The sequence below is a fragment of the Streptomyces olivoverticillatus genome, from assembly GCF_014203555.1.
In the GTDB taxonomy this organism is placed as follows: Bacteria; Actinomycetota; Actinomycetes; order Streptomycetales; family Streptomycetaceae; genus Streptomyces; species Streptomyces olivoverticillatus.
The window spans coordinates 309,581-328,625 of sequence record NZ_JACHJH010000005.1 but is presented as its reverse complement, the minus strand read 5'-3'; the positions used below and the strand labels follow the sequence as shown (position 1 = coordinate 328,625).

Genomic DNA, 19,045 nt, shown 5'->3' with positions numbered 1-19,045 from the left:
CGCACCCAATGCACCCTCTTCACGCCAATCGACCCGAATTGGAGTGATCTTGTCCAGATATCCGTTACTCCGGGCGGCCGCCGCGGCGATAGCCGGGCTCCTGGCCCTCCCCCTCGCCGCCTCCCAGGCCGTGGCGAGCCCGACGGCCGGTACGTCGCAGGCCGCACCCGACACCACCCTGCACAGCGGTGACAGGCAGAACCAGGCGCTGGACGCCTACTGGACCCCCGAGCGCATGCGCTCGGCCGTCCCCGCCGACGCGCCCCGCCCCACAGGCGGCCCCTCGGCCAAGGACGCCACACCTGCGGCGCACGGCGCGGCCGCCCGGCAACTCGCCGCCTCCCAGGCCCCGCTCGCGCACGACGCCCGGCTCCAGGGGCTGAACCTCACCCCCACGGTCGGCCGGGTCTTCTTCACCGACTCCAAGGGCGTGCCCCGCTCGTGCTCCGCCTCGTCGGTGAACAACCCCACCAAGAACATGGTCGTCACGGCCGGGCACTGCGTGCACGGCGGCAAGGGCATGGGCTGGCACTCCAAGTGGACCTACGTCCCCGCCTACTGGAACGGGAACGCACCGTACGGCCGCTGGAGCTACCACTACGCCCGGACGTTCAACGGGTGGATCCAGAAGAGCGACTTCGACCTCGACGTGGCCATCCTCAACCTGTGGGACAACGGCGGCCGCCTCGTCGACCGGGTCGGCGGCAACGGCCTGGGCGTCAACTACGGCTTCAAGCAGAAGGTCACGGTGTGGGGCTACCCGGCCGACCCGCCGTACAACGGCTCCCGCCCCTACTACTGCCAGAACCTCACCACCTGGAAGCACTCCAAGTACCAGGTCGGGGTCGGCTGCACGATGGTCGGCGGAGCCAGCGGCGGCCCCTGGCTGAGGAACTACAACACCTCCACCGGCCTCGGGGACGTCTACGCGGTCACCAGCCGCCGCACGGAGCCGCCCAAGGACATCTGGAGCCCGTACTTCGACAACGACATCGGCCACCTTTACGACCAGATGGCCCACAACTGAGGCCGGAGGGAACCGCCTTGACGCCCGGGACGTCGAAGCGCCGTCCGTAGCCCACGGATCCCGGCGACCGAGGAGCCAGCCACCATGACGCGCAAGTCCGTGGCCGCCATGACGGCACTGATCCTGGCGGCGGCCGTGACCGTCACCGTCTCGGCCTACCGCGACCCAGCACCGGAGCCGGCCGGGGGCGGCGCGGGCGCACCCACGACGGTGCACGACGGCGGGCCGGACGCGGCCTCGTACTGGACTCCCGAGCGCATGCGCGAGGCCCGCCCCGCCGACATGGGCATCACCCCGGCCGACGATGGGCACGGCGCCGGAGAGCGACCCTCCGCAGGGAACCGCTGAAACGCCCCCGGCCGCATTCCGGCCGGGGGCGTTCGGATCAGGACTGCGGCGTGTCCGCTTCGGCCGCGGAGGCGATCGCGTCGCCGCTGTTGTCCCGGTACAGGCCGAGCTTCGGGCTGAGCACGACCGCGCCGTCCCCGAGGGGGAAGTTGAGCGTGTCGGCGTTGGGCATGTGGTCACCGTCGGGCAGGATGCTCAGCTCGTCGATTCCGGAGTCGCTGCCGGTGGTCGCGCCGCTGGGGTTGAGGTCGACGACCGCGTACGCGGTCTGCCCGGCATGCACCGGGTACGCCGGTGCGCCGCCGAGCCCGCCGGGGACGAGCGGCTTGACGTCGTGGCTCCGGTCCGCGGAGTGCGAGTTGCCCAGGTGGACCAGCGGGAAGTAGCTCAGACCGCAGGAGTTCGCGCCCAGGTTGTGCACCTCGATCAACCGCCGGCTGGGCGTCGCGTTCGTGTTGAACACCTGCACCGAGAGCTGCTGCATGGAGCACGGGTGCGAGTAGGCGTAGCTGTCGCTGTCGGAGTTGGCCCCCGCACCCGTGGCCGCCATGGCGGTTCCGGACTGAAACGCGGTCAGCGCGACCGCGCCGAGCAGGAGGGCGGAGGCGGACGACAGGACGGACTTCATGGACACGATGGTTGGCCTTTCGCCGTGATCGGTTCGGATGGCCCAACCGTGCGCCGTGTCTCGTCCCGGGTGCCACAGTCCGCCCGCAGTCCGGGATGCTGGAACGATTCCACCCCCTCTGACCTGCGGCGATGCCCCGCCCTGGAACGCCGGCCCGGAACGCCGGGAAGGGCGGAACGGCCACGGAACAAACCCGGAAACCCGAAAACCCGAAAACACAGAAACCCGGAAACGCAAAGATCCCGCCCGATCAATTCTGATCGGACGGGATCTTCGAACCATCCCCGAGCGAACTCAAGAACAGTCATTGCTGTGGACCTGAGGGGATTCGAACCCCTGACCCCCTCGATGCGAACGAGGTGCGCTACCGGACTGCGCCACAGGCCCTTGCAACGAGTGAAACTCTAGCATCCCCGTCGGAGTGCTCAAAAATCCGCTCCCCGGCACCCGCTGGTCAGGGCCACCGGAGCGGCGCAGGTCACTCGTTGGCGGCGCGGGGGCGGGTGTCGTCGGCGTACTGGTCGAAGAGCGGGGTGCTGCCGCGCTCGCGGGGGCGGCGGCGGTAGCGCGCGGGACGGCGGGCCTCCTCGGCGGGCTTCTGGTCCGCCGAGGGTCCGGCCGTGCTGGAGCGGGCGGAGCTCCAGGGGTCCGGGGCGCCGCGCTCACCGTCGTCGCCCGCGCGCGGGGCGACGGGCGCGGAGACATAGGTGGGCAGCGGCACAGGCACGGGCTCCCAGCCCTCGCCCTCGCCGCGGTCGCGCTGCTGGTCGACCCACTCCGCGTGGTCGGTCTGCTCGACGAGCGCGCGGCGGCCCGCGCTGTGCGCCGACAGGCCCGCCGGGGCGGGCGCCGGATGGATCACGGTGTCAACGGCGGCGGCGTCCGCGTCCTCCGGCGCCGCCTGATGAGGGCGGGGTCGGCCCTCGCGCAGCCGCTGCGCGGCCAGTTCGGCCCGCTGCTGGTCCATGGTGAAGGCGAAGCGGCGCCGCTCCTGGGTACGCAGGTAGACGATGTACGCGCTCAGCAGTGCCGCCGGCGCGGCCGGGGCCCACAGGAACTCCAGCCCGCCGACGCCCGCGACCACCGCGCCGAGGGTGAAGGCCAGGAAGAGCAGCACGGTCGTGCGGCGGCGGCGCGCCAGCACCTTGGAGCGCCGGGCCCGCTCGGCCGCCGTCTGCGCCGCCACGGAGGCCGGGGCGGGCGCCGCAGCGGCCGCGGGCGGGGACGCGGGCGCGCCGAAGGACCGGACGTCGACCGCTTCGGTCGCGGTGTCCGGCTCCGGGGCCGCGGGCTCCGGCTCCGCGGGGTCCGCTGGGACCGGCGCGTCGGCGGAGGCCCTCCCCTCGAGGTCCTTGGCGTAACGGCGCTCCATGCCCGCCCGTCCGGACAGCAACCGGATGGCCGTGCTGAAGCGTTCCGTCGGACGGGCTTCATTGAGCTCGTCCTGCCTACGGAGCCACATCGGCACCAAGTAGGCGGCCCAGGCCCCGACGATGACTGCGTAGATCAGGCCGCTGCTGCTCACGGTTCACACCGTAGAGGGGTACGGACAGCAGATTCCGCCAATTGGCGCGGTGTGTCGCACGATCCGGCTGATATCTCGAACTTTTTTTGTGATTGTTGGGACCGGATCGCTGCGAATACCGTCAATTGACAGTCAATTTCGAACGTCTATTCGGTTCATTCGCTAATTGATTTCCCGGGCCGCTCCGGGGCCGCCGACCGGCCGGGAGCGGTGCCAGCGGGTCAGCAGCCCCTCCGGCACCTCCTCGGCGGTCAGCGCGAAGACCAGGTGGTCGCGCCAGGCGCCGTCGATGTGCAGATAACGGGGGCGCAGCCCCTCCTCGCGGAAGCCCAGCTTCTCCACGACCCGGCGGCTGGGCAGGTTCTCGGGCCGGATGCACACCTCCACGCGGTGCAGGCCGAGCGAGCGGAAGCAGTGGTCGACGACGAGCGCGACGGCGGTCGGCATCACGCCGCGGCCCGCGACCGCCTCGTCCACCCAGTAGCCGATGTGGGCCGAGCACATCGAGCCCCAGGTGATCCCCGCCACGGTCAGCTGCCCCGCCAGCTCGCCCCGGTACTCGATCACGAAGGGCAGCATCCGCCCGGCGTGGGCCTCGGCCCGCAGGTGCCGGACCATCTGCCGGTAGGTGGGGCGCTGGGTGACGGGGCTGCCGGGCGGCGGCGGGGGGACGGTCGCCTCCCAGGGGCGCAGCCAGTCGCGGTTGCGCCGGTTGACCTCGCGCCAGATGCGCTGGTCGCGCAGTTTTATGGGGCGCAGCGTGACCCCGCCGTCGGCCAGCTCGACCGGCCAGATGCCGTTCAGCTCGTACCCCCGGGTCTGTCCGGGGCGGCGGGGCGCGCGTGGTCGCCGCCGTGGAGCTGGTCCACGGCGTGGACCAGGAGGCGCCCGAGGACGGCCAGGCCGTCGCGGACCCCGCCGGTGGAGCCCGGCAGATTGACGATCAGGGTGCGCCCGGCGATCCCGGCGAGGCCCCGGGAGAGGGCTGCCGTGGGCACGGTGGCGATGCCTTCGGCGCGCAGGGCCTCGGGGATGCCGGGGATTTCCAGGTCGAGTACGCGCCGGGTGGCCTCGGGGGTGCGGTCGGTGGGCGAGATGCCGGTGCCGCCGGTGGTCACCACGACGTCGTACGCGGCGGCGACGGCCTCGCGCAGGGCGGCCTCGACGGGGTCGCCGTCGGGCACCACGCGGGGGCCGTCGACGAGGAAGCCCAGCTCCTGAAGCCCGGCCGCGAGGAGGGGGCCGCCCTTATCGGCGTAGACGCCGGCGGCCGCGCGGTTGGAGGCCGTGACGACGAGGGCGCGGTAGGGGTGCGCCGTCATGCACCGGCTCCTTCGCCCCTGACTCCCCTGACGTACGGGCCGGACTTTCCGCCGGTCTTCTCCTCGACGCGGATGTCCGTGAGCACTGCGGCCTTGTCGACCGCCTTCACCATGTCGATCACCGTCAGCCCGGCGACGGCGACCGCCGTCATCGCCTCCATCTCCACGCCCGTGCGGTCCGTGGTCTTCACCGTGGCGAGGATCTCCACGGCGTCGTCGGCCACGGCCAGGTCGACCTTCACCCCGGAGAGCGCGAGGGGGTGGCAGAGCGGGATGAGCTCGGGGGTGCGCTTGGCGCCCATGATGCCGGCGATCCTGGCGGTGGCGAGGGCGTCGCCCTTGGGGACGCCCTCGCCGCGCAGCAGTGCGACCACGCGCGGGGAGAGCAGCACCCGGCCGCTGGCGCGGGCGGTGCGGGCGGTGATCTCCTTGGCCGAGACATCGACCATGCGGGCCGCGCCCGCGTCGTCGAGGTGGGTGAGGTGATCCTGCTGGTCCTGGGCGCTGCTCATCGTTCTCCCGGTCCGGTCCCTGTGGGCAGCCACCGTACCGGGCGGCCCGCCCGGTCAGTCGAGAAGCACCACGTCCAGTTCGGCCCCGGGCTCGACGCCGGTGGTGTCCTCGGGGACGACGATCAGGGCGTTGGCCTCGGCGAGGGCCTTGACCAGGTGGGACCCGGCGCCGCCGACGGTGGTGACGCGGCCGGTGGCCGGGTCGTGGCGGCCGCGCAGGTACTGGCGGCGGCCCTTCGGCGAGGACTCGATACCGTCGGTGCACACGGCCCGTACGGTGCGGCGGTCCACCGGCTCCAGCCCCATCAGGGCACGCAGGGCCGGGCGGACGAAGAGCTCGAAGGAGACGTAGGAGCTGACGGGGTTGCCGGGCAGGGCGAAGAGGGGGGTGCGGTCGGGGCCGATGCGGCCGAATCCCTGCGGTTTGCCGGGCTGCATGGCCAGCCGCCGGAAGGCCACGCTGCCCTCTTCGGCGGTCAGCCCCGACAGGGTCTCCTTGACGACGTCGTAGGCGCCGACGCTGACGCCGCCGCTGGTGACGACGGCGTCGGCGCGCACCAGCTGATCCTCCAGGGCGGCGCGCAGCGTCTCGGGCTCGTCGCCGACGGCGCCGACGCGGTAGGCCAGGGCTCCGGCGTCCCGGGCGCAGGCGGTCAGGACGAAGCTGTTGGAGTCGTGGATGAGGCCGGGGCCGAGCCGCTCGCCGGGCGGGACGAGCTCGCTGCCGGTGGACATGACGACCACGCGCGGCCGGGGCCGTACGGTCACGGTGGCGCGGCCGATGGCGGCGAGCAGGCCGATCTGGGCCGGGCCGAGGACGGTGCCGGCGCGCAGGACGAGGTCTCCGGCGGTGACGTCGCTGCCGCGGGCGCGGACGTGGGCGCGGGCCCCGGCCGGGCGGTGCACGCGGACCTCGCCGGAGTCGCCGCCCGGGCCGGTCATGGCGGTGGCGGGGCCGCCGCCGGTGCCGCCGTCGGTCCATTCGACGGGCACGACGGCCTCGGCGCCGGGGGGCAGCGGGGCGCCGGTCATGATGCGGGCGGCCTCGCCGGGGCCGACGACGGGCGGCTCGCCGCCGCCCGCCGCCACGTCGCCCACGACGGTGAGGACCGCCGGGAACTCCTCGGTGGCGCCCTCGACGTCGGCCACGCGGACCGCGTAGCCGTCCATGGAGCTGTTGTCGAAGGGGGGCAGGGCGGCGGGGGCGGTGATGTCCTCCACGAGCACACAGCCCTGGGCGTCGAGGAGTTGCAGCTCGATCGGCTCCAACGGCCGGATCTTGCCGAGAATGTCGGCGAGGTGCTCTTCCACCGGCCAGAGGCGGTCCTCGAGGTCTCGGCCGTCGTGGACCTCTGCCGCGGCCGTGCCGTCGGTGCTGCTGCTCAAAGCGCTACATCTCCTCGGTGACGTAACTGCGAAGCCAGGCCCGGAAGTCGGGACCGAGGTCTTCACGTTCGCATGCCAGCCTGACAATGGCACGGAGATAGTCGCCGCGGTCGCCGGTGTCATAGCGGCGTCCCTTGAAGACCACGCCGTGCACGGGCCCGCCGAGGGCCGGTTCGGCGGCCAGCGACTGGAGGGCGTCGGTGAGCTGGATCTCGCCGCCGCGGCCGGGCTTGGTCTCGCGCAGCACGTCGAAGATGGCCGGATCCAGGACGTAGCGGCCGATGATGGCGAAATTGCTGGGGGCCTCTTCGGGGTCGGGCTTCTCGACGAGCCCGGTGACCTCGACGACGTCCTCGGTGTCGGTGGGCTTGACCTCCGCGCAGCCGTAGAGGCCGATCTGGGTGTGGTCGACCTCCAGGAGCGCGATCACGCTGCCGCCGTGCCTGCGCTGGATGTCGACCATGCGGGAGAGCAGCGGGTCGCGGGCGTCGATGAGGTCGTCGCCCAGGAGCACGGCGAAGGGCTCGTTGCCCACGTGCGGCGCGGCGCACAGCACGGCGTGGCCGAGGCCCCGGGGGTCGCCCTGGCGCACGTAGTGCATGGTGGCCAGATCGCTGGACTCCTGCACGCGCGCCAGCCGGGACTCGTCGCCCTTGCGGCGCAGGGCCTCTTCGAGCTCGTAGTTCCGGTCGAAGTGATCTTCGAGGGGGCGCTTGTTGCGGCCTGTGACCATCAGGACGTCGGACAGCCCGGCGTGGACCGCCTCCTCCACCACGTACTGGATGGCGGGCTTGTCGACGACCGGCAGCATCTCCTTGGGCGTGGCCTTGGTGGCCGGAAGGAAGCGGGTGCCGAGCCCGGCTGCGGGGATGACAGCCTTGCTGATCCGAGGTCGCGAGTGAGTCATGGACGGAACACTATCCGTTGAAAATGAGCGCAAGATGAGGTTCCAACGATTATGACCCGAGACAAGGAGTTTGTACGAGTAATGATCAATTATGACGTTAGCAAGGCGGAGTTGCGCCGTGCCCTCCTGGCGGTGAGGGCCGGGTTGACCGCGGATGACGTCGAGGCGGCGGAGTCCGCGCTCGGCCGCCGCGCCCTGGAACTTCCCGAGCTGGCGGAGGCGGAAACGGTGGCCGCCTATGTCTCCGTGGGGCGCGAGCCCGGCACCCGCGCGCTCCTTGACGCGCTGCGCGCCCGAGGCGTGCGCGTCCTGCTCCCGGTCCTCCTCCCGGACAACGATCTCGACTGGGGACTCTACCGGGGGGCCGGCCATCTCGTCCGGGCCGCCAAGGGTCTCCTGGAGCCCGACGGCGAGCGCCTGGGGCCGGACGCCGTCACCGCCGCGGACGCCGTGCTGCTGCCCGGCCTGGCGGTCGACGGCCGCGGCCTGCGGCTGGGCCGGGGCGGCGGCTCGTACGACCGCGTGCTGGCCCGCCTGGAGCGCGCGGGCACCGGCCCCTCCCTCGTCGCACTCCTCTACGACGACGAGGTGGTCGCGCGGGTCCCGGAGGAACCGCACGACCACCCCGTGCACGCGGTGATCACCCCTGGCGGGGTGCACCGGTTCGGCTAGCGCTGCCGGCTAGGGCTTGAGCGTCAGCACGTCGGCCCCGGCCTTCTTGACCGCGTCCGCGCTGAACGCCCACGGCAGCAGCTCGCCCTTGGCCCACTGGTCCGTCTGGTCGTAGTAGTGCGCGTTGTACGCGTGACCCGAGGCACCGGTGAGGTTGATCCAGCGCGACTTGTCCAGGTCGTCGAGGTTGACCACCATCCGCATCGACGGCACCCAGACCACGTCGTAGCCACCCGCCGCGTTCCAGCCGGAGGCGTTGACCGCCGCCTCGCCGCCCGCCAGGTTCCACGGGCCGCGGTTGAGCATCCACTGGACGATGCCGGGGCCCTCCTTGCCGAGCGTCTGGTTCTTCAGCGTCAGCTGGTGCAGCCGGCCCCAGCTCCAGGAGTTCACGTCCTTGCCGAGCTTGGAGGTCAGCTCCCAGCGGGCGTCCTTCAGGGCGCGCGCCAGCAGCTCGTCCCGGTTGGCGGTGCCGGCGCGGCCGCCGGTCTTCCACCAGTCGTTGTCGGGCTTGTCCAGGATGGAGCGGACCACCTCGAACCAGCGGTCGCCTCCGTCCGGCTGGGCCGCGTCCGGCTCGCGCTCGCCGCACTCCGTGACCAGGCGGGCCCGGCCGTTGAGGTCGTCCTGCGGGGCGTTGCCGTCCGGCGGGCGCACCTGGAGGCACTGGCCCTTGACCCGCAGCTCCTTGGGCAGCTTGTTGCCGAAGGCCAGCTTGAGGGTGTTGCGCCAGACCGCGTTGAAGTAGGCGGCGGCCGGGGAGTCGGCCTCCTGGTTGCCGTCCCAGTCCTTGAGCAGCTGCTGCGCCTCGCGGACGTACTTGGTCTCGCGCTCGTTGTCGCCCTTGACGTCGACCTTGAGCAGGTAGGGCACCAGCAGCTTGGCGATCTCGCTGCTGTTGTCCATCTGCATCTTCTGCATGTCGTCCGTCGAGATCTTCCCGCCGTCCTTGATCTTCGACTGGATCAGGTCGTTGATGCGCTGGCTGCGGGTGCCGTAGCCCCAGTCCTCGGTCAGCAGGTAGGGGTACTTCTTGTCGGCGACGGCCTGGTTGGCGGTGACGATGTAGCCGCGCTTGGGGTTGTAGTCCCACGGCAGCGCGGACTGCGGCACCCAGCCGGACCACTGGTAGGCCGAGTCCCAGCCGGGCGCGGGGTAGCGGCCGTCGGGCGCCGGGGTCTTGGCGGCCGAGGCCCCCGTGCCCTGCGTCTGGCCCTCGGTCTGGTTCTGCTGGTTCTGGCCCTGGCCCTGCGTCTCGCCCTGGCCCTCGCCCTTGGCGCTCTCGGCCTTGCCGCGCACCGGGATCCGGCCGGGCGCCTGGTAGCCGATGTTGCCCTTGGTGTCGGCGTAGATCAGGTTCTGCGAGGGCACCTCGAAGTCGGCCGCGGCCTTGCGGAAGGAGGCGAAGTCGCTCGCCTGGTCCAGCCCGAAGAGGCCGTCCATCGTCTTGCCCGGGTCCAGCGCGGTCCAGCGCAGCGCCACCGCGTAGCCGTCGCCGCGGTCGGGCGCGGGGTCCTTCACGGGCGCTTTCTCGCCGACCTTGACGAGCTCGTCGTTGCGGTCCGAGACGATCGGGCCGTTGTTGGTCTCGCGGACGGTGATCTCACGGCTCTTCTCGCCCGCGACCTTGATGGTCTCCTTGCGGGTCACGAAGGGCTTCTGCTGGCCGTCGTAGAGGTAGCCGTCGGCGGTGACCTTCTCCAGGTACAGGTCGGAGACGTCGGCGCCCATGTTCGTCATGCCCCAGGCGACGTCCTTGTTGTGGCCGATGACGACGCCCGGCATGCCGGAGAAGGTGTAGCCGGCCACGTCGAACGGGCACTGCGCGCTCACCGCGTTGCAGTGCAGGCCCATCTGGTACCAGAGCGAAGGCATCTGCGGTGCCAGGTGCGGGTCGTTGGCCAGCAGTGGCTTGCCGGTGGTCGTGTACTTGCCGGAGACCACCCAGGAGTTGGAGCCGATGCCGTTGCCGCTGGGACCCAGCAGCGCCGGGATCTTGTCGAGCGTGCCGGAGAGCGACGACAGGCTGCTGTGCAGCCCGGCGGCGGCGCCGGCGCCGCCGGTCGCGGCCGCCGCACCGCCGGCGCCCTGGGTGCCGGTCGCACTGCCCTTGGGGTCGAAGGCCTTGGTGGCGGGGTCGACGGAGCCGCCCTCGACGATCGGCTTGTTCCGGTCGTACGGGTACGCCGGGTAGAGCTGCTCGATCTGCTGGGGGCTCAGCCGGGACGAGGCGAGCGAGCGGTCGATCTCGTCGCGCATGTTGCCGCGCAGGTCCCACGCCATCGCCTTCAGCCAGGCGACCGAGTCGACCGGCGTCCACTGCTCGGGCTTGTAGTCGTTCTCGAACGACAGGGCCGCGTACTCGACCGACAGCGACTTGCCCTGATGGTCCTTGAGGTAGGCGTTGACCCCATCGGAGTAGGCCTGCAGATACTTCTTGGTGGCGGGCGACAGCTTGGTGTCGTACTCCTGCTGCGCGACCTTGCGCCAGCCCATGGTCCGCAGGAAGGCGTCGGTCTCCACCTGCCCGGAGCCGAACATCTCGGAGAGCCGTCCCGCCGTCAGATGCCTGCGGACGTCCATCTCCCAGAAGCGGTCCTGCGCCTGCACGAAGCCCTGGGCGCGGAAGAGGTCCTCGGCGTTGTCCGCGTAGACCTGCGGGATGCCCTTGTCGTCACGGACGACCTTCACCTGGCCCGACAGGCCCTTGAGCTGGAGCGTTCCGCTGGTCGTGGGGAAGGAGGCGCGGACGGTGCCCACGCTCCAGTACGCACCGTAGGCGACGCCCGCCACGAGCAGCAGCACGAGGGAGATCACGAGCAGGCGGGCGCGTCGCCCCTTCTTCTTCTTGCCGGGGCCGGTCTTATTGGCGGGCATCGCTGTCCTTAGAGGGGCAGGGTGGTCCTGGGAATGCTGGAAGCAACCATAGGCGCAGGGCGTCGGCCACCCGGAAGCGGTGCCGTTGCTTGCGCCGCCCGCGCGACGGCCGTCATCACGAGCACGCGTCAAGAACCCGTAAAATATTAGATGAGGAAATGAACTATCCCGTGGCAAGACCTCGTGAAGGGACCGGCCCCTGACTGTCCAGCACCTCAACCAACTCCTGCTGATCTGCTCGCTCGTACTGCTCGTCGCAGTGGCGGCGGTACGGGTCTCATCGCGCAGCGGGCTGCCCAGCCTGCTCATCTATCTGGGCATCGGCGTCGCCATCGGCCAGGACGGCATCGGCGTCGTCTTCAACGACGTGGGCCTGACCCAGGTCATCGGTTACGCGGCACTCGTCGTGATCCTCGCCGAGGGCGGCCTCGGCACCAAGTGGCACGAGGTCAAACCGGCCCTGCCCGCCGCGGCCGTGCTCTCCACCTTCGGTGTCGCGGTGAGCGTCGGCGTCACCGCGGCCGCCGCGCACTATCTGGCCGGTGTCGACTGGCGGCAGGCCCTGATCATCGGCGCAGTGGTGTCCTCCACCGACGCGGCGGCGGTCTTCTCGGTCCTGCGCAACGTGCCCCTGCCGGGCCGGCTCACCGGCGTCCTGGAAGCCGAGTCCGGCTTCAACGACGCCCCCGTCGTCATCCTCGTCGTGGCCTTCTCCGCCGCCGGCCCGGTCGACCACTGGTACCTGCTGCTCGGCGAGATCGCCCTGGAGCTGGCCATCGGCGCCGCCGTCGGCCTCGCCATCGGCCTGCTGGGCGCGTACGGGCTGCGGCACGTGGCGCTGCCCGCCTCCGGCCTCTACCCGATCGCCGTGATGGCCATCGCGACCGTGGCCTACGCGGGCGGCGCGCTCGCGCACGGCTCCGGCTTCCTGGCCGTCTATCTCGCCTCGCTGATCCTCGGCAACGCCAAGCTGCCGCACTGGCCCGCCACCCGGGGCTTCGCCGAGGGGCTCGGCTGGATCGCCCAGATCGGCATGTTCGTCCTGCTCGGCCTGCTGGTCACCCCCCACGAGCTGGGCGCCGACATCATGCCCGCGCTGGTGGTGGGGCTGGTACTGACGGTGGTGGCGCGGCCCGTGTCCGTCTTCCTCAGCACCGCGCCCTTCCGCACGCCCTGGCAGGAGAAGGTGCTGCTGTCGTGGGCGGGCCTGCGCGGGGCGGTGCCCATCGTGCTGGCCACCATCCCCATGGTGGCCGAGGTGCCGGAGAGCCGCCGGATCTTCAACATCGTCTTCGTGCTGGTGATCGTCTACACCCTGGTGCAGGGCCCGACGCTGCCCTGGCTCGCCCGGCACCTGCGGCTGGGCGACTCCGAGCCGGAGGACCTGGGCATCGAGTCGGCGCCGCTGGAGCGGCTGCGCGGACACCTGCTGTCGGTGGCGATCCCCGAGGGCTCGAAGATGCACGGCGTGGAGGTCTCCGAGCTGCGGCTGCCCGCCGGGGCCGCGGTCACCCTGGTCGTACGGGACGGCACGAGCTTCGTGCCCGGCCCCTCGACGGTGCTCCGGCACGGCGACGAACTGCTGGTGGTGGCCACCGACCCGGTGCGCGACGCGGCCGAGAAGCGGCTGCGGGCGGTCGGCGAGGGCGGCAAGCTCGCGGGCTGGCTGGGCACGGGCGGGGGCCCCGCCGAAGATGCGGCGAAGGCCACAAGCGGACGGCGACCCTGGTGAAGAGGCGGGTATGGTAAAGAGGAAGTAGCGTAAGTAAACTATTCGAGTTACTTGCTGACACTTACCGACAAACCGAACCAACTCTGTCTGATGCAGAGCTGGCGCGACCGCACGGCGGCCGCGGTCGCGCACCACAAGGCGGCCGGCTAGGCATCTACCACGGTCCTGCGCGAGAGGACAGCTCTCGGCGCGCTCCGTGGCGACGACGTCGTTTCCGGAGCGTGCTACCAGGCGGCGGAAAGGCCCGACCGTGGCATCCACGGTCCACGACCCCGCCGGGGCACGGCCCGGATACGGACAGCTGCTGCGGACCCGCGGCGCCTGGACGTTCGTGCTCCCCGGTTTTCTGGCCCGGCAGCCCTTCGCGATGCTCACCATCGGCATCCTGCTGCTGGTCAACCACACCACCGGCTCATACGGAACCGCGGGCACCGTCTCGGCGACCGCGGGCGTCTCGATGGCGCTGTTCGCGCCGCAGAGCGGCAAGCTCGCGGACCGCTTCGGGCAGGGCGCGGTCCTGATCCCCGGCGTCATCGTGCACGCCGCCGCGATCTCGCTGCTGACGGCGCTGGCGCTGTCGGACGCCCCGCTGTGGGCGCTGTTCGCGGCGGCCGTGCCGGCCGGCGCCTCGACCCCGCAGATCGGCCCGATGGTGCGGGCCCGCTGGGCCGCCAAGCTGGAGGGCTCGCCCCTGATGAGCACGGCGGCGGCCTTCGAGTCCGTCACCGACGAGTTCACCTTCGTGATCGGCCCGGTGCTCGCCACCGCGCTGGCCACGGGCGTGCACCCGGCGGCCGGGCTGGTCGCCGAGGCCGTGCTGACGCTGGTCGGCGGCCTCCTCTTCGCCTCCCAGCGGCGCACCCAGCCGCAGACCGTCCGCGCCGCGGGCGGGCAGCGCGAGAAGCAGGCCTCGGCGCTGTCCGTGCCGGGCGTGCGCGTGCTGGCGATCACCATGCTCGGCATCGGCACGGTCTTCGGCGGCATGCAGGTGTCGATGACCGCCTTCACCAAGGAGCTCGGCGAGCCGGGCCTCAACGGTCTGATGTACGGCACGTTCGCGGCCGGAAACATGATCGCGGGCATCGTCTGCGGCGCCGTGGCGTGGAAGTCGAGCCCGCAGCGCCGGCTGCTGACCGCCTACCCGCTGCTGGCCCTGGCCACCACCCCGCTGTGGGCGGCGCACGCGCTGCCGCTGCTGGGCGGGCTGGGCCTGCTCGTGGGCCTGTGCATCGCCCCGTCGCTGATCACCGGCTACACGCTGGTCGAGAAGCTCGTCCCGGCGAGCAGCCGCACCGAGGCCTTCACCTGGCTGACCGGCGCGGTGGGCCTCGGCCAGGCGGCGGGCGCGACCGTGGGCGGCCGGCTGATCGACGCCCACACCGCGAGCACCGGATTCCTGGTGCCGCTGGGCGGCACGGCCCTGGCCCTGGCGGTCCTGCTCGTGCTGCGCAAGGCACTCACGCCGAAGGGCGAATCGCTCGTCGCGGCACGTGGGGTCGGTCACCGTGAGCCCGTTTCGGTGGACTGACGGGCCGGAATACTGCACTATTGAGCGTCGTTAGCACTCATTGAGTGAGAGTGCCAGGAGGAGCAAGTGCCGACTTACCAGTACCAGTGCACCGAGTGCGGCGAAGGCCTCGAGGCGGTGCAGAAGTTCACCGATGACGCCTTGACCGTGTGCCCGCAGTGCGACGGACGCCTGAAGAAGGTCTTCTCCGCGGTCGGCATCGTCTTCAAGGGTTCCGGCTTCTACCGGAACGACAGCCGCGGCTCGTCGTCCAGCAGCAGCCCGGCGGCGAAGTCGACGACCTCGTCCTCCACCGCCGCCTCGAAGAGCGACTCCTCGTCGTCGTCCTCGACTTCGACGTCCTCCTCTTCCTCCTCGTCCTCGACGAGCAGCTCGGCCGCCTGACACCGGCCCCACGCACGACGCAAGCCCGCCGCTTCCCTCACGGAAGCGGCGGGCTCCGTCGTATCCGGGCCCGGCGGCTAGGGTGAGCCGCATGGTCGATACGAGCAGCACGCGCGCGGCAGCGGAGATAGGCGTCATCGGCGGATCGGGGTTCTACTCCTTCCTCGAGGACGTGACCGAGATCACGGTCGAGACCCCCTACGGAGCGCCGAGCGATTCGCTCTTCCTCGGCGAGATCGCGGGCCGCACGGTGGCCTTCCTCCCCCGGCACGGCCGCGAGCACCGGCTGCCCCCGAACCGCATCAACTACCGGGCCAACCTCTGGGCGCTGCGCTCGGTCGGCGTGCGTCAGGTGTTCGGCCCGTGCGCGGTGGGCGGGCTGCGGACGGAGTACGGGCCGGGCACGCTGCTCGTACCGGACCAGCTGGTGGACCGCACCAAGTCCCGCACCCAGACCTTCTTCGACGGCGAGCCGCTGCCTGGGGGAGGCAGCGTGCCCAACGTGGTGCACACGACCTTCGCCGACCCCTACTGCCCGGCGGGGCGGGCCGTCGCGGTGGCGGCGGCGCGCGGCCGCGGCTGGGAGCCGGTGGACGGCGGCACGATGGTCGTCATCGAGGGCCCGCGCTTCTCCACCCGCGCCGAGTCGCTGTGGCACGCGGCGCAGGGCTGGTCGGTGGTCGGCATGACCGGGCACCCCGAGGCGGTCCTCGCCCGCGAGCTGGGCCTGTGCTACACCTCGATGTCGCTGGTCACGGACCTGGACGCGGGCGCGGAGACCGGCGATGGCGTCTCCCACGAGGAGGTGCTGCGGGTCTTCGGCGAGAACGTGGGCCGGCTGCGCGAGGTGCTCTTCGACGCGGTGGCCGCACTGCCCAAGACCGAGGACCGCGACTGCCTGTGCACGCATGTGCACGACGGCTGGGACCTGGGCATCGAGCTGCCGTAAGCGGCGCCGAGGGCGCAACGGCGCGCGGTGGCCCGAATGGAGGCACCGCGCGCCCGGTCCGGTGGTGTTTGCCCCGGAGGCGGCCCGGTCAGGGTTCTTTCGTCTGTCCCATACATTATGGAATCGACCATTCCGTCATGGATGCGCACAGAGAGAGGCTGTTCGGTGAGCGAGAAGAAGACAGGGGTCCTTGGCGGCTTCAAGGCATTCCTGATGCGGGGCAACGTGATCGACCTCGCGGTCGCCGTTGTCATCGGCGCTGCGTTCACCAACATCGTGAACTCGGTGGTCAAGGGCGTGATCAACCCGGTCGTCGGCGCCTTCGGCACCACCGACCTCGACCACTACGCGGCCTGCCTCAAGGGCCCCTGCGCCCGCTCGGCGTCGGGCGTGGTGACCCGGGGCGTCTACATCCAGTGGGGCGCGGTACTCAGCGCCTCGCTCACCTTCCTGATCACCGCGGCGGTGGTCTACTTCCTGATGCTGCTGCCGATGAAGCGCTGGCAGGAGCGCCAGGCGGCCAAGGCCCCGGCGGAGGCCAAGCCCGCCGAGCTCACCGAGATCGAGCTGCTCGCCCAGATCCGCGACGCCCTCGTCGAACAGCGCCGCGGCCCCGGCACGGACTCCTCCGTACCGGCCCAGCGCTGACGCTCAGATTCAGATGTGGTGCGGCGGCTTCTCTTCCAGGAACCACGCGAGGCCGTCCGCGCCGCCGGAGGGGCGGTCTCCCCAGCCGCGGTCCGTGTCGTCCGAGGACGGCCGGTCCAGCGGGTCGTCGAAGTCCAGCGCGACGGCCGGGGCGGTCCGGGGGGCGGGTTCGGGGGCGGTGCTCATGCACCCAGGGTACGGGCTCGGCGCGCGGCTCCCGGGGGCAGCGGCGACAATCGCCCTATGACCAACGGTGACGGTCACCGTACGCCCGGGCGGCACGCCGCCGTGCTGCGCCGGATGACCGCCCGCGACCGCGACGAGCCGCACCGGGCCGCCACGCCGCTGGAGCTCTTCTTCGACCTCTGCTTCGTCGTCGCCGTGGCCCAGGCGGGCAGGGCGCTGGTACACGCGCTGGCCTCGGGACACCCCGGCCACGGCATCGCCGGCTACCTGATGACCTTTTTTTCGGTCTGGTGGGCCTGGGTCAACTTCAGCTGGTTCTCCTCCGCCTACGACACCGACGACGCGCTCTACCGCGTGGTGACGCTCGTACAGATCGCCGGGGTGCTGGTGCTGGCGGCGGGGATCCCGCGCGCCTTCGACCACGCCGATTTCCGCGTCGTGTGGTTCGGCTACGTGGTGATGCGGCTGGCGCTGGTCTCCCAGTGGCTGCGCGCCGGGCACGGCGCCACCGGCGCCGAGCGACGCACGGCGCTGCGGTACGCGGCGGGCGTGAGCGCGTGCCAGGTGGGTTGGCTGGGGCTGCTGTTCCTGCCCACCCCTGCCAAGCCGTGGCTGTTCCTGGTGATGGCCGCGGTGGAGATGTCCGTGCCCGCCTTCGCGGAGCTGGGGCGGGGGCAGGAGACCACCTGGCACCCGCACCACATCGCCGAGCGGTACGGCCTGTTCACCCTCATCGTCCTGGGCGAGACGGTGGCGGCGGCCACGGCGGCCGTCCAGTCGGCCCTGGACGAGAACGAGGCCCTGGGCCTGCTCCTGCCGATGGCGGGGGGCGGGCTGCTGCTGATCTTCGCCGCGTTCTGGATCTACTTCGCCGTCCCGATCCATCTGCACCTGGCCTCCAACCGGCAGGCGTTCGCCTGGGGTTACGGCCACTACGCGGTCCTCGGCTCGGCGGCCGCCATCGGCGCGGGCATCGAGGTGGCCATCGAGCAGGCCACGGGCAAGGCCGGCATCTCCGTCCTCGCCGCATCCGCCGCGGTCACCGTCCCGGCCGCCCTGTTCATGTGCTCGGTCTGGCTCGTCCACTCCCGCCACTACAAGCGCGGTGTGGCCCAGCAGTTGGTCCTGCCCGTCTCGGCACTGGCGATCCTGGCGTGCACCTTCGCGGGCCGGGAGACGGTGTTGCTGACGGGGCTGGTGGGGGTGGTGACGGTCGCGACCGGTGTGACGTTGGCGGCACGCAACAGCCCGTACGAGGCCTGAACGGGCTCGGCGGGCAGGATGGGTGTATGACCAACACACCGTTCTCCACGGGCCCCTTGGACGCGCTCACCGACGTCCGCGGTCTGCGCGTCGGGCATGCGCAGCTGACCGGGGAGCGGGCCCTGTCCGGCACCACCGTGGTCCTCACGGACGCCGGCGGCGCCACCGCCGCCGTGGACGTGCGCGGCGGCGGCCCGGGCACCCGCGAGACCGATGCCCTCGACCCCCGCAATCTGGTCCAGCGCGTGGAAGCCGTCGTCCTCACCGGCGGCAGCGCCTTCGGCCTGGACGCCGCCTCCGGCGTCATGGCCTGGCTGGAGGACGCGGGCCGCGGCTTCCGGGTCGGCCCGGACCCGGCCCAGGTCGTGCCGGTCGTACCCGCCGCCGCCCTCTTCGACCTCGGCCGCGGCGGCGACTGGCGGGCCCGCCCGGGCGCCGCGCTCGGCCGCGAGGCGGCCGAGGCCGCGGCCCGCACCGCGCCGGGGGCGCCGGTCGCACTGGGCAACGTGGGCGCAGGCACCGGCGCCGTGGCCGGGGGCCTCAAGGGCGGCATCGGCACCGCCAGCACCGTCCTGCCCTCGGGCGTGACCGTCGCGGCCCTCGCCGCCGTCAACGCGGCGGGTGCGGTGGCCGACCCGGAGACGGGCGTCCTCTACGGGCGGCTGTACGAAGGCGGCCGCGTCGCGTACCCGGATCCGGAGCGCCACCTCGCGGCGCGCCGCACCCTCGATGCGGCGCGGGCGGAATCCGCCCGGCGCTGGGCCGCCTCCGCGCACCCTCCGCTCAACACGACCATCGCCGTCGTCGCCACGGACGCTGTCCTCACCCGCGCCCAGGCGCAGAAGCTGGCGGGCACCGCCCACGACGGCCTGGCCCGCGCGGTGCGGCCTGTCCATCTGCTGACCGATGGCGACACGGTCTTCGCGCTGGCCACCGGGGCGCGGCCGCTGCCCGTCGAGGAATCCCTGCCGGGCAGCGCCGACTTCGCGGCGGGCGCGGTCAACGAGATCCTGGCCGCGGGTGCCGACGTGCTGACCCGCTCGGTGGTCAAGGCCGTCCTCGCGGCGGAGGGCGTCGACGGGCCCGGCGGCGTCTTCCCCTCCTACCGGGAGCTCTACGGCGAGTGACGCCCCCGTGAACGCCGAAGGCCC

The 19,045-nt window shown here is 72.0% G+C and carries 19 protein-coding genes and 1 tRNA gene; 10 read left to right on the top strand and 10 right to left on the bottom strand.

The genetic code is table 11. The annotated features are described in order from the left end of the window. Positions 1 to 49 precede the first annotated feature (49 nt). A complete protein-coding gene (locus FHS39_RS18675) occupies positions 50 to 1,027 on the top strand; it encodes a trypsin-like serine peptidase (protein WP_184350472.1) in 978 nt (325 codons plus the stop codon). An 84-nt stretch (positions 1,028 to 1,111) separates the two neighbouring features. Next, positions 1,112 to 1,375, top strand: coding sequence for a hypothetical protein (locus FHS39_RS18670; protein ID WP_184350471.1), 264 nt, complete (start codon positions 1,112 to 1,114; stop codon positions 1,373 to 1,375). Between the two features lie 37 nt (positions 1,376 to 1,412). On the opposite strand, the gene FHS39_RS18665 is transcribed toward FHS39_RS18670, so the two are convergent. The 8 genes from FHS39_RS18665 to galU all read right to left on the bottom strand — a co-directional run bounded on the left by FHS39_RS18665 (position 1,413) and on the right by galU (position 7,655). Next, entirely contained in the window at positions 1,413 to 2,003 is a 591-nt protein-coding gene (locus FHS39_RS18665; RefSeq protein WP_184350470.1) for a DUF4232 domain-containing protein, read from the bottom strand. A 313-nt stretch (positions 2,004 to 2,316) separates the two neighbouring features. Then, a tRNA-Ala gene (locus FHS39_RS18660) sits at positions 2,317 to 2,390 on the bottom strand. A 91-nt stretch (positions 2,391 to 2,481) separates the two neighbouring features. Next, complete coding sequence (gene sepX, locus FHS39_RS18655; RefSeq protein WP_184350469.1) at positions 2,482 to 3,528, bottom strand: divisome protein SepX/GlpR; 1,047 nt, start codon at positions 3,526 to 3,528, stop codon at positions 2,482 to 2,484. Between the two features lie 162 nt (positions 3,529 to 3,690). Continuing rightward, the gene (locus tag FHS39_RS18650; protein WP_184350642.1) at positions 3,691 to 4,332 is read right to left on the bottom strand and encodes a GNAT family N-acetyltransferase; all 642 of its coding nucleotides are present in this window, start codon (positions 4,330 to 4,332) and stop codon (positions 3,691 to 3,693) included. Next, positions 4,329 to 4,850, bottom strand: a complete 522-nt coding sequence (locus tag FHS39_RS18645; RefSeq protein ID WP_184350468.1) for a MogA/MoaB family molybdenum cofactor biosynthesis protein — start codon at positions 4,848 to 4,850, stop codon at positions 4,329 to 4,331. Before FHS39_RS18645 ends, FHS39_RS18650 begins: the two co-directional genes overlap by 4 nt. Beyond that, positions 4,847 to 5,362 carry a cyclic pyranopterin monophosphate synthase MoaC gene (gene moaC / locus FHS39_RS18640; protein WP_184350467.1) on the bottom strand — a complete coding sequence of 172 codons (516 nt, stop codon included), beginning with the start codon at positions 5,360 to 5,362 and terminating at the stop codon, positions 4,847 to 4,849. Before moaC ends, FHS39_RS18645 begins: the two co-directional genes overlap by 4 nt. A 54-nt stretch (positions 5,363 to 5,416) precedes the next feature. Next, a complete protein-coding gene (glp, locus tag FHS39_RS18635; RefSeq protein ID WP_221462912.1) occupies positions 5,417 to 6,748 on the bottom strand; it encodes a molybdotransferase-like divisome protein Glp in 1,332 nt (443 codons plus the stop codon). 4 nt (positions 6,749 to 6,752) lie between these two features. Then, positions 6,753 to 7,655: a UTP--glucose-1-phosphate uridylyltransferase GalU gene (galU, locus tag FHS39_RS18630; RefSeq protein ID WP_184350466.1), complete on the bottom strand. Its 903-nt coding sequence runs from the start codon at positions 7,653 to 7,655 to the stop codon at positions 6,753 to 6,755. 81 nt (positions 7,656 to 7,736) lie between these two features. Here galU and FHS39_RS18625 point away from each other — a divergent pair, with 81 nt between their 5' ends. Further along, positions 7,737 to 8,327: a 5-formyltetrahydrofolate cyclo-ligase gene (locus FHS39_RS18625; RefSeq protein ID WP_184350465.1), complete on the top strand. Its 591-nt coding sequence runs from the start codon at positions 7,737 to 7,739 to the stop codon at positions 8,325 to 8,327. Between the two features lie 9 nt (positions 8,328 to 8,336). On the opposite strand, the gene FHS39_RS18620 is transcribed toward FHS39_RS18625, so the two are convergent. Beyond that, on the bottom strand, positions 8,337 to 11,204 hold the full coding sequence (locus tag FHS39_RS18620) for a penicillin acylase family protein (RefSeq protein ID WP_184350464.1): 2,868 nt from the start codon (positions 11,202 to 11,204) through the stop codon (positions 8,337 to 8,339). Between the two features lie 199 nt (positions 11,205 to 11,403). On the opposite strand from FHS39_RS18620, the gene FHS39_RS18615 reads away from it, so the two are divergent. From FHS39_RS18615 to mscL, 5 genes are all read left to right on the top strand, one after another. Continuing rightward, entirely contained in the window at positions 11,404 to 12,936 is a 1,533-nt protein-coding gene (locus tag FHS39_RS18615) for a potassium/proton antiporter (protein WP_184350640.1), read from the top strand. A gap of 250 nt (positions 12,937 to 13,186) precedes the next feature. Beyond that, on the top strand, positions 13,187 to 14,464 hold the full coding sequence (locus FHS39_RS18610) for an MFS transporter (RefSeq protein ID WP_184350463.1): 1,278 nt from the start codon (positions 13,187 to 13,189) through the stop codon (positions 14,462 to 14,464). Between the two features lie 66 nt (positions 14,465 to 14,530). Beyond that, the gene (locus tag FHS39_RS18605; RefSeq protein ID WP_184350462.1) at positions 14,531 to 14,848 is read left to right on the top strand and encodes an FmdB family zinc ribbon protein; all 318 of its coding nucleotides are present in this window, start codon (positions 14,531 to 14,533) and stop codon (positions 14,846 to 14,848) included. A gap of 91 nt (positions 14,849 to 14,939) precedes the next feature. After that, positions 14,940 to 15,797, top strand: a complete 858-nt coding sequence (locus FHS39_RS18600; protein ID WP_184350461.1) for an S-methyl-5'-thioadenosine phosphorylase — start codon at positions 14,940 to 14,942, stop codon at positions 15,795 to 15,797. 165 nt (positions 15,798 to 15,962) lie between these two features. After that, positions 15,963 to 16,445 (top strand): large conductance mechanosensitive channel protein MscL, encoded by a 483-nt coding sequence (gene mscL / locus FHS39_RS18595; protein WP_184350460.1) that lies wholly within the window; start codon positions 15,963 to 15,965, stop codon positions 16,443 to 16,445. A 9-nt stretch (positions 16,446 to 16,454) separates the two neighbouring features. On the opposite strand, the gene FHS39_RS18590 is transcribed toward mscL, so the two are convergent. Further along, complete coding sequence (locus tag FHS39_RS18590) at positions 16,455 to 16,631, bottom strand: hypothetical protein (RefSeq protein WP_184350459.1); 177 nt, start codon at positions 16,629 to 16,631, stop codon at positions 16,455 to 16,457. A 57-nt stretch (positions 16,632 to 16,688) separates the two neighbouring features. Between FHS39_RS18590 and FHS39_RS18585 the strand changes: the two genes are divergently transcribed. Both FHS39_RS18585 and FHS39_RS18580 read left to right on the top strand, forming a co-directional pair. After that, positions 16,689 to 17,894: a low temperature requirement protein A gene (locus FHS39_RS18585; protein ID WP_184350458.1), complete on the top strand. Its 1,206-nt coding sequence runs from the start codon at positions 16,689 to 16,691 to the stop codon at positions 17,892 to 17,894. A gap of 26 nt (positions 17,895 to 17,920) precedes the next feature. Continuing rightward, positions 17,921 to 19,021, top strand: coding sequence for a P1 family peptidase (locus tag FHS39_RS18580; protein ID WP_184350457.1), 1,101 nt, complete (start codon positions 17,921 to 17,923; stop codon positions 19,019 to 19,021). The last annotated feature ends 24 nt before the right edge of the window (positions 19,022 to 19,045 follow it).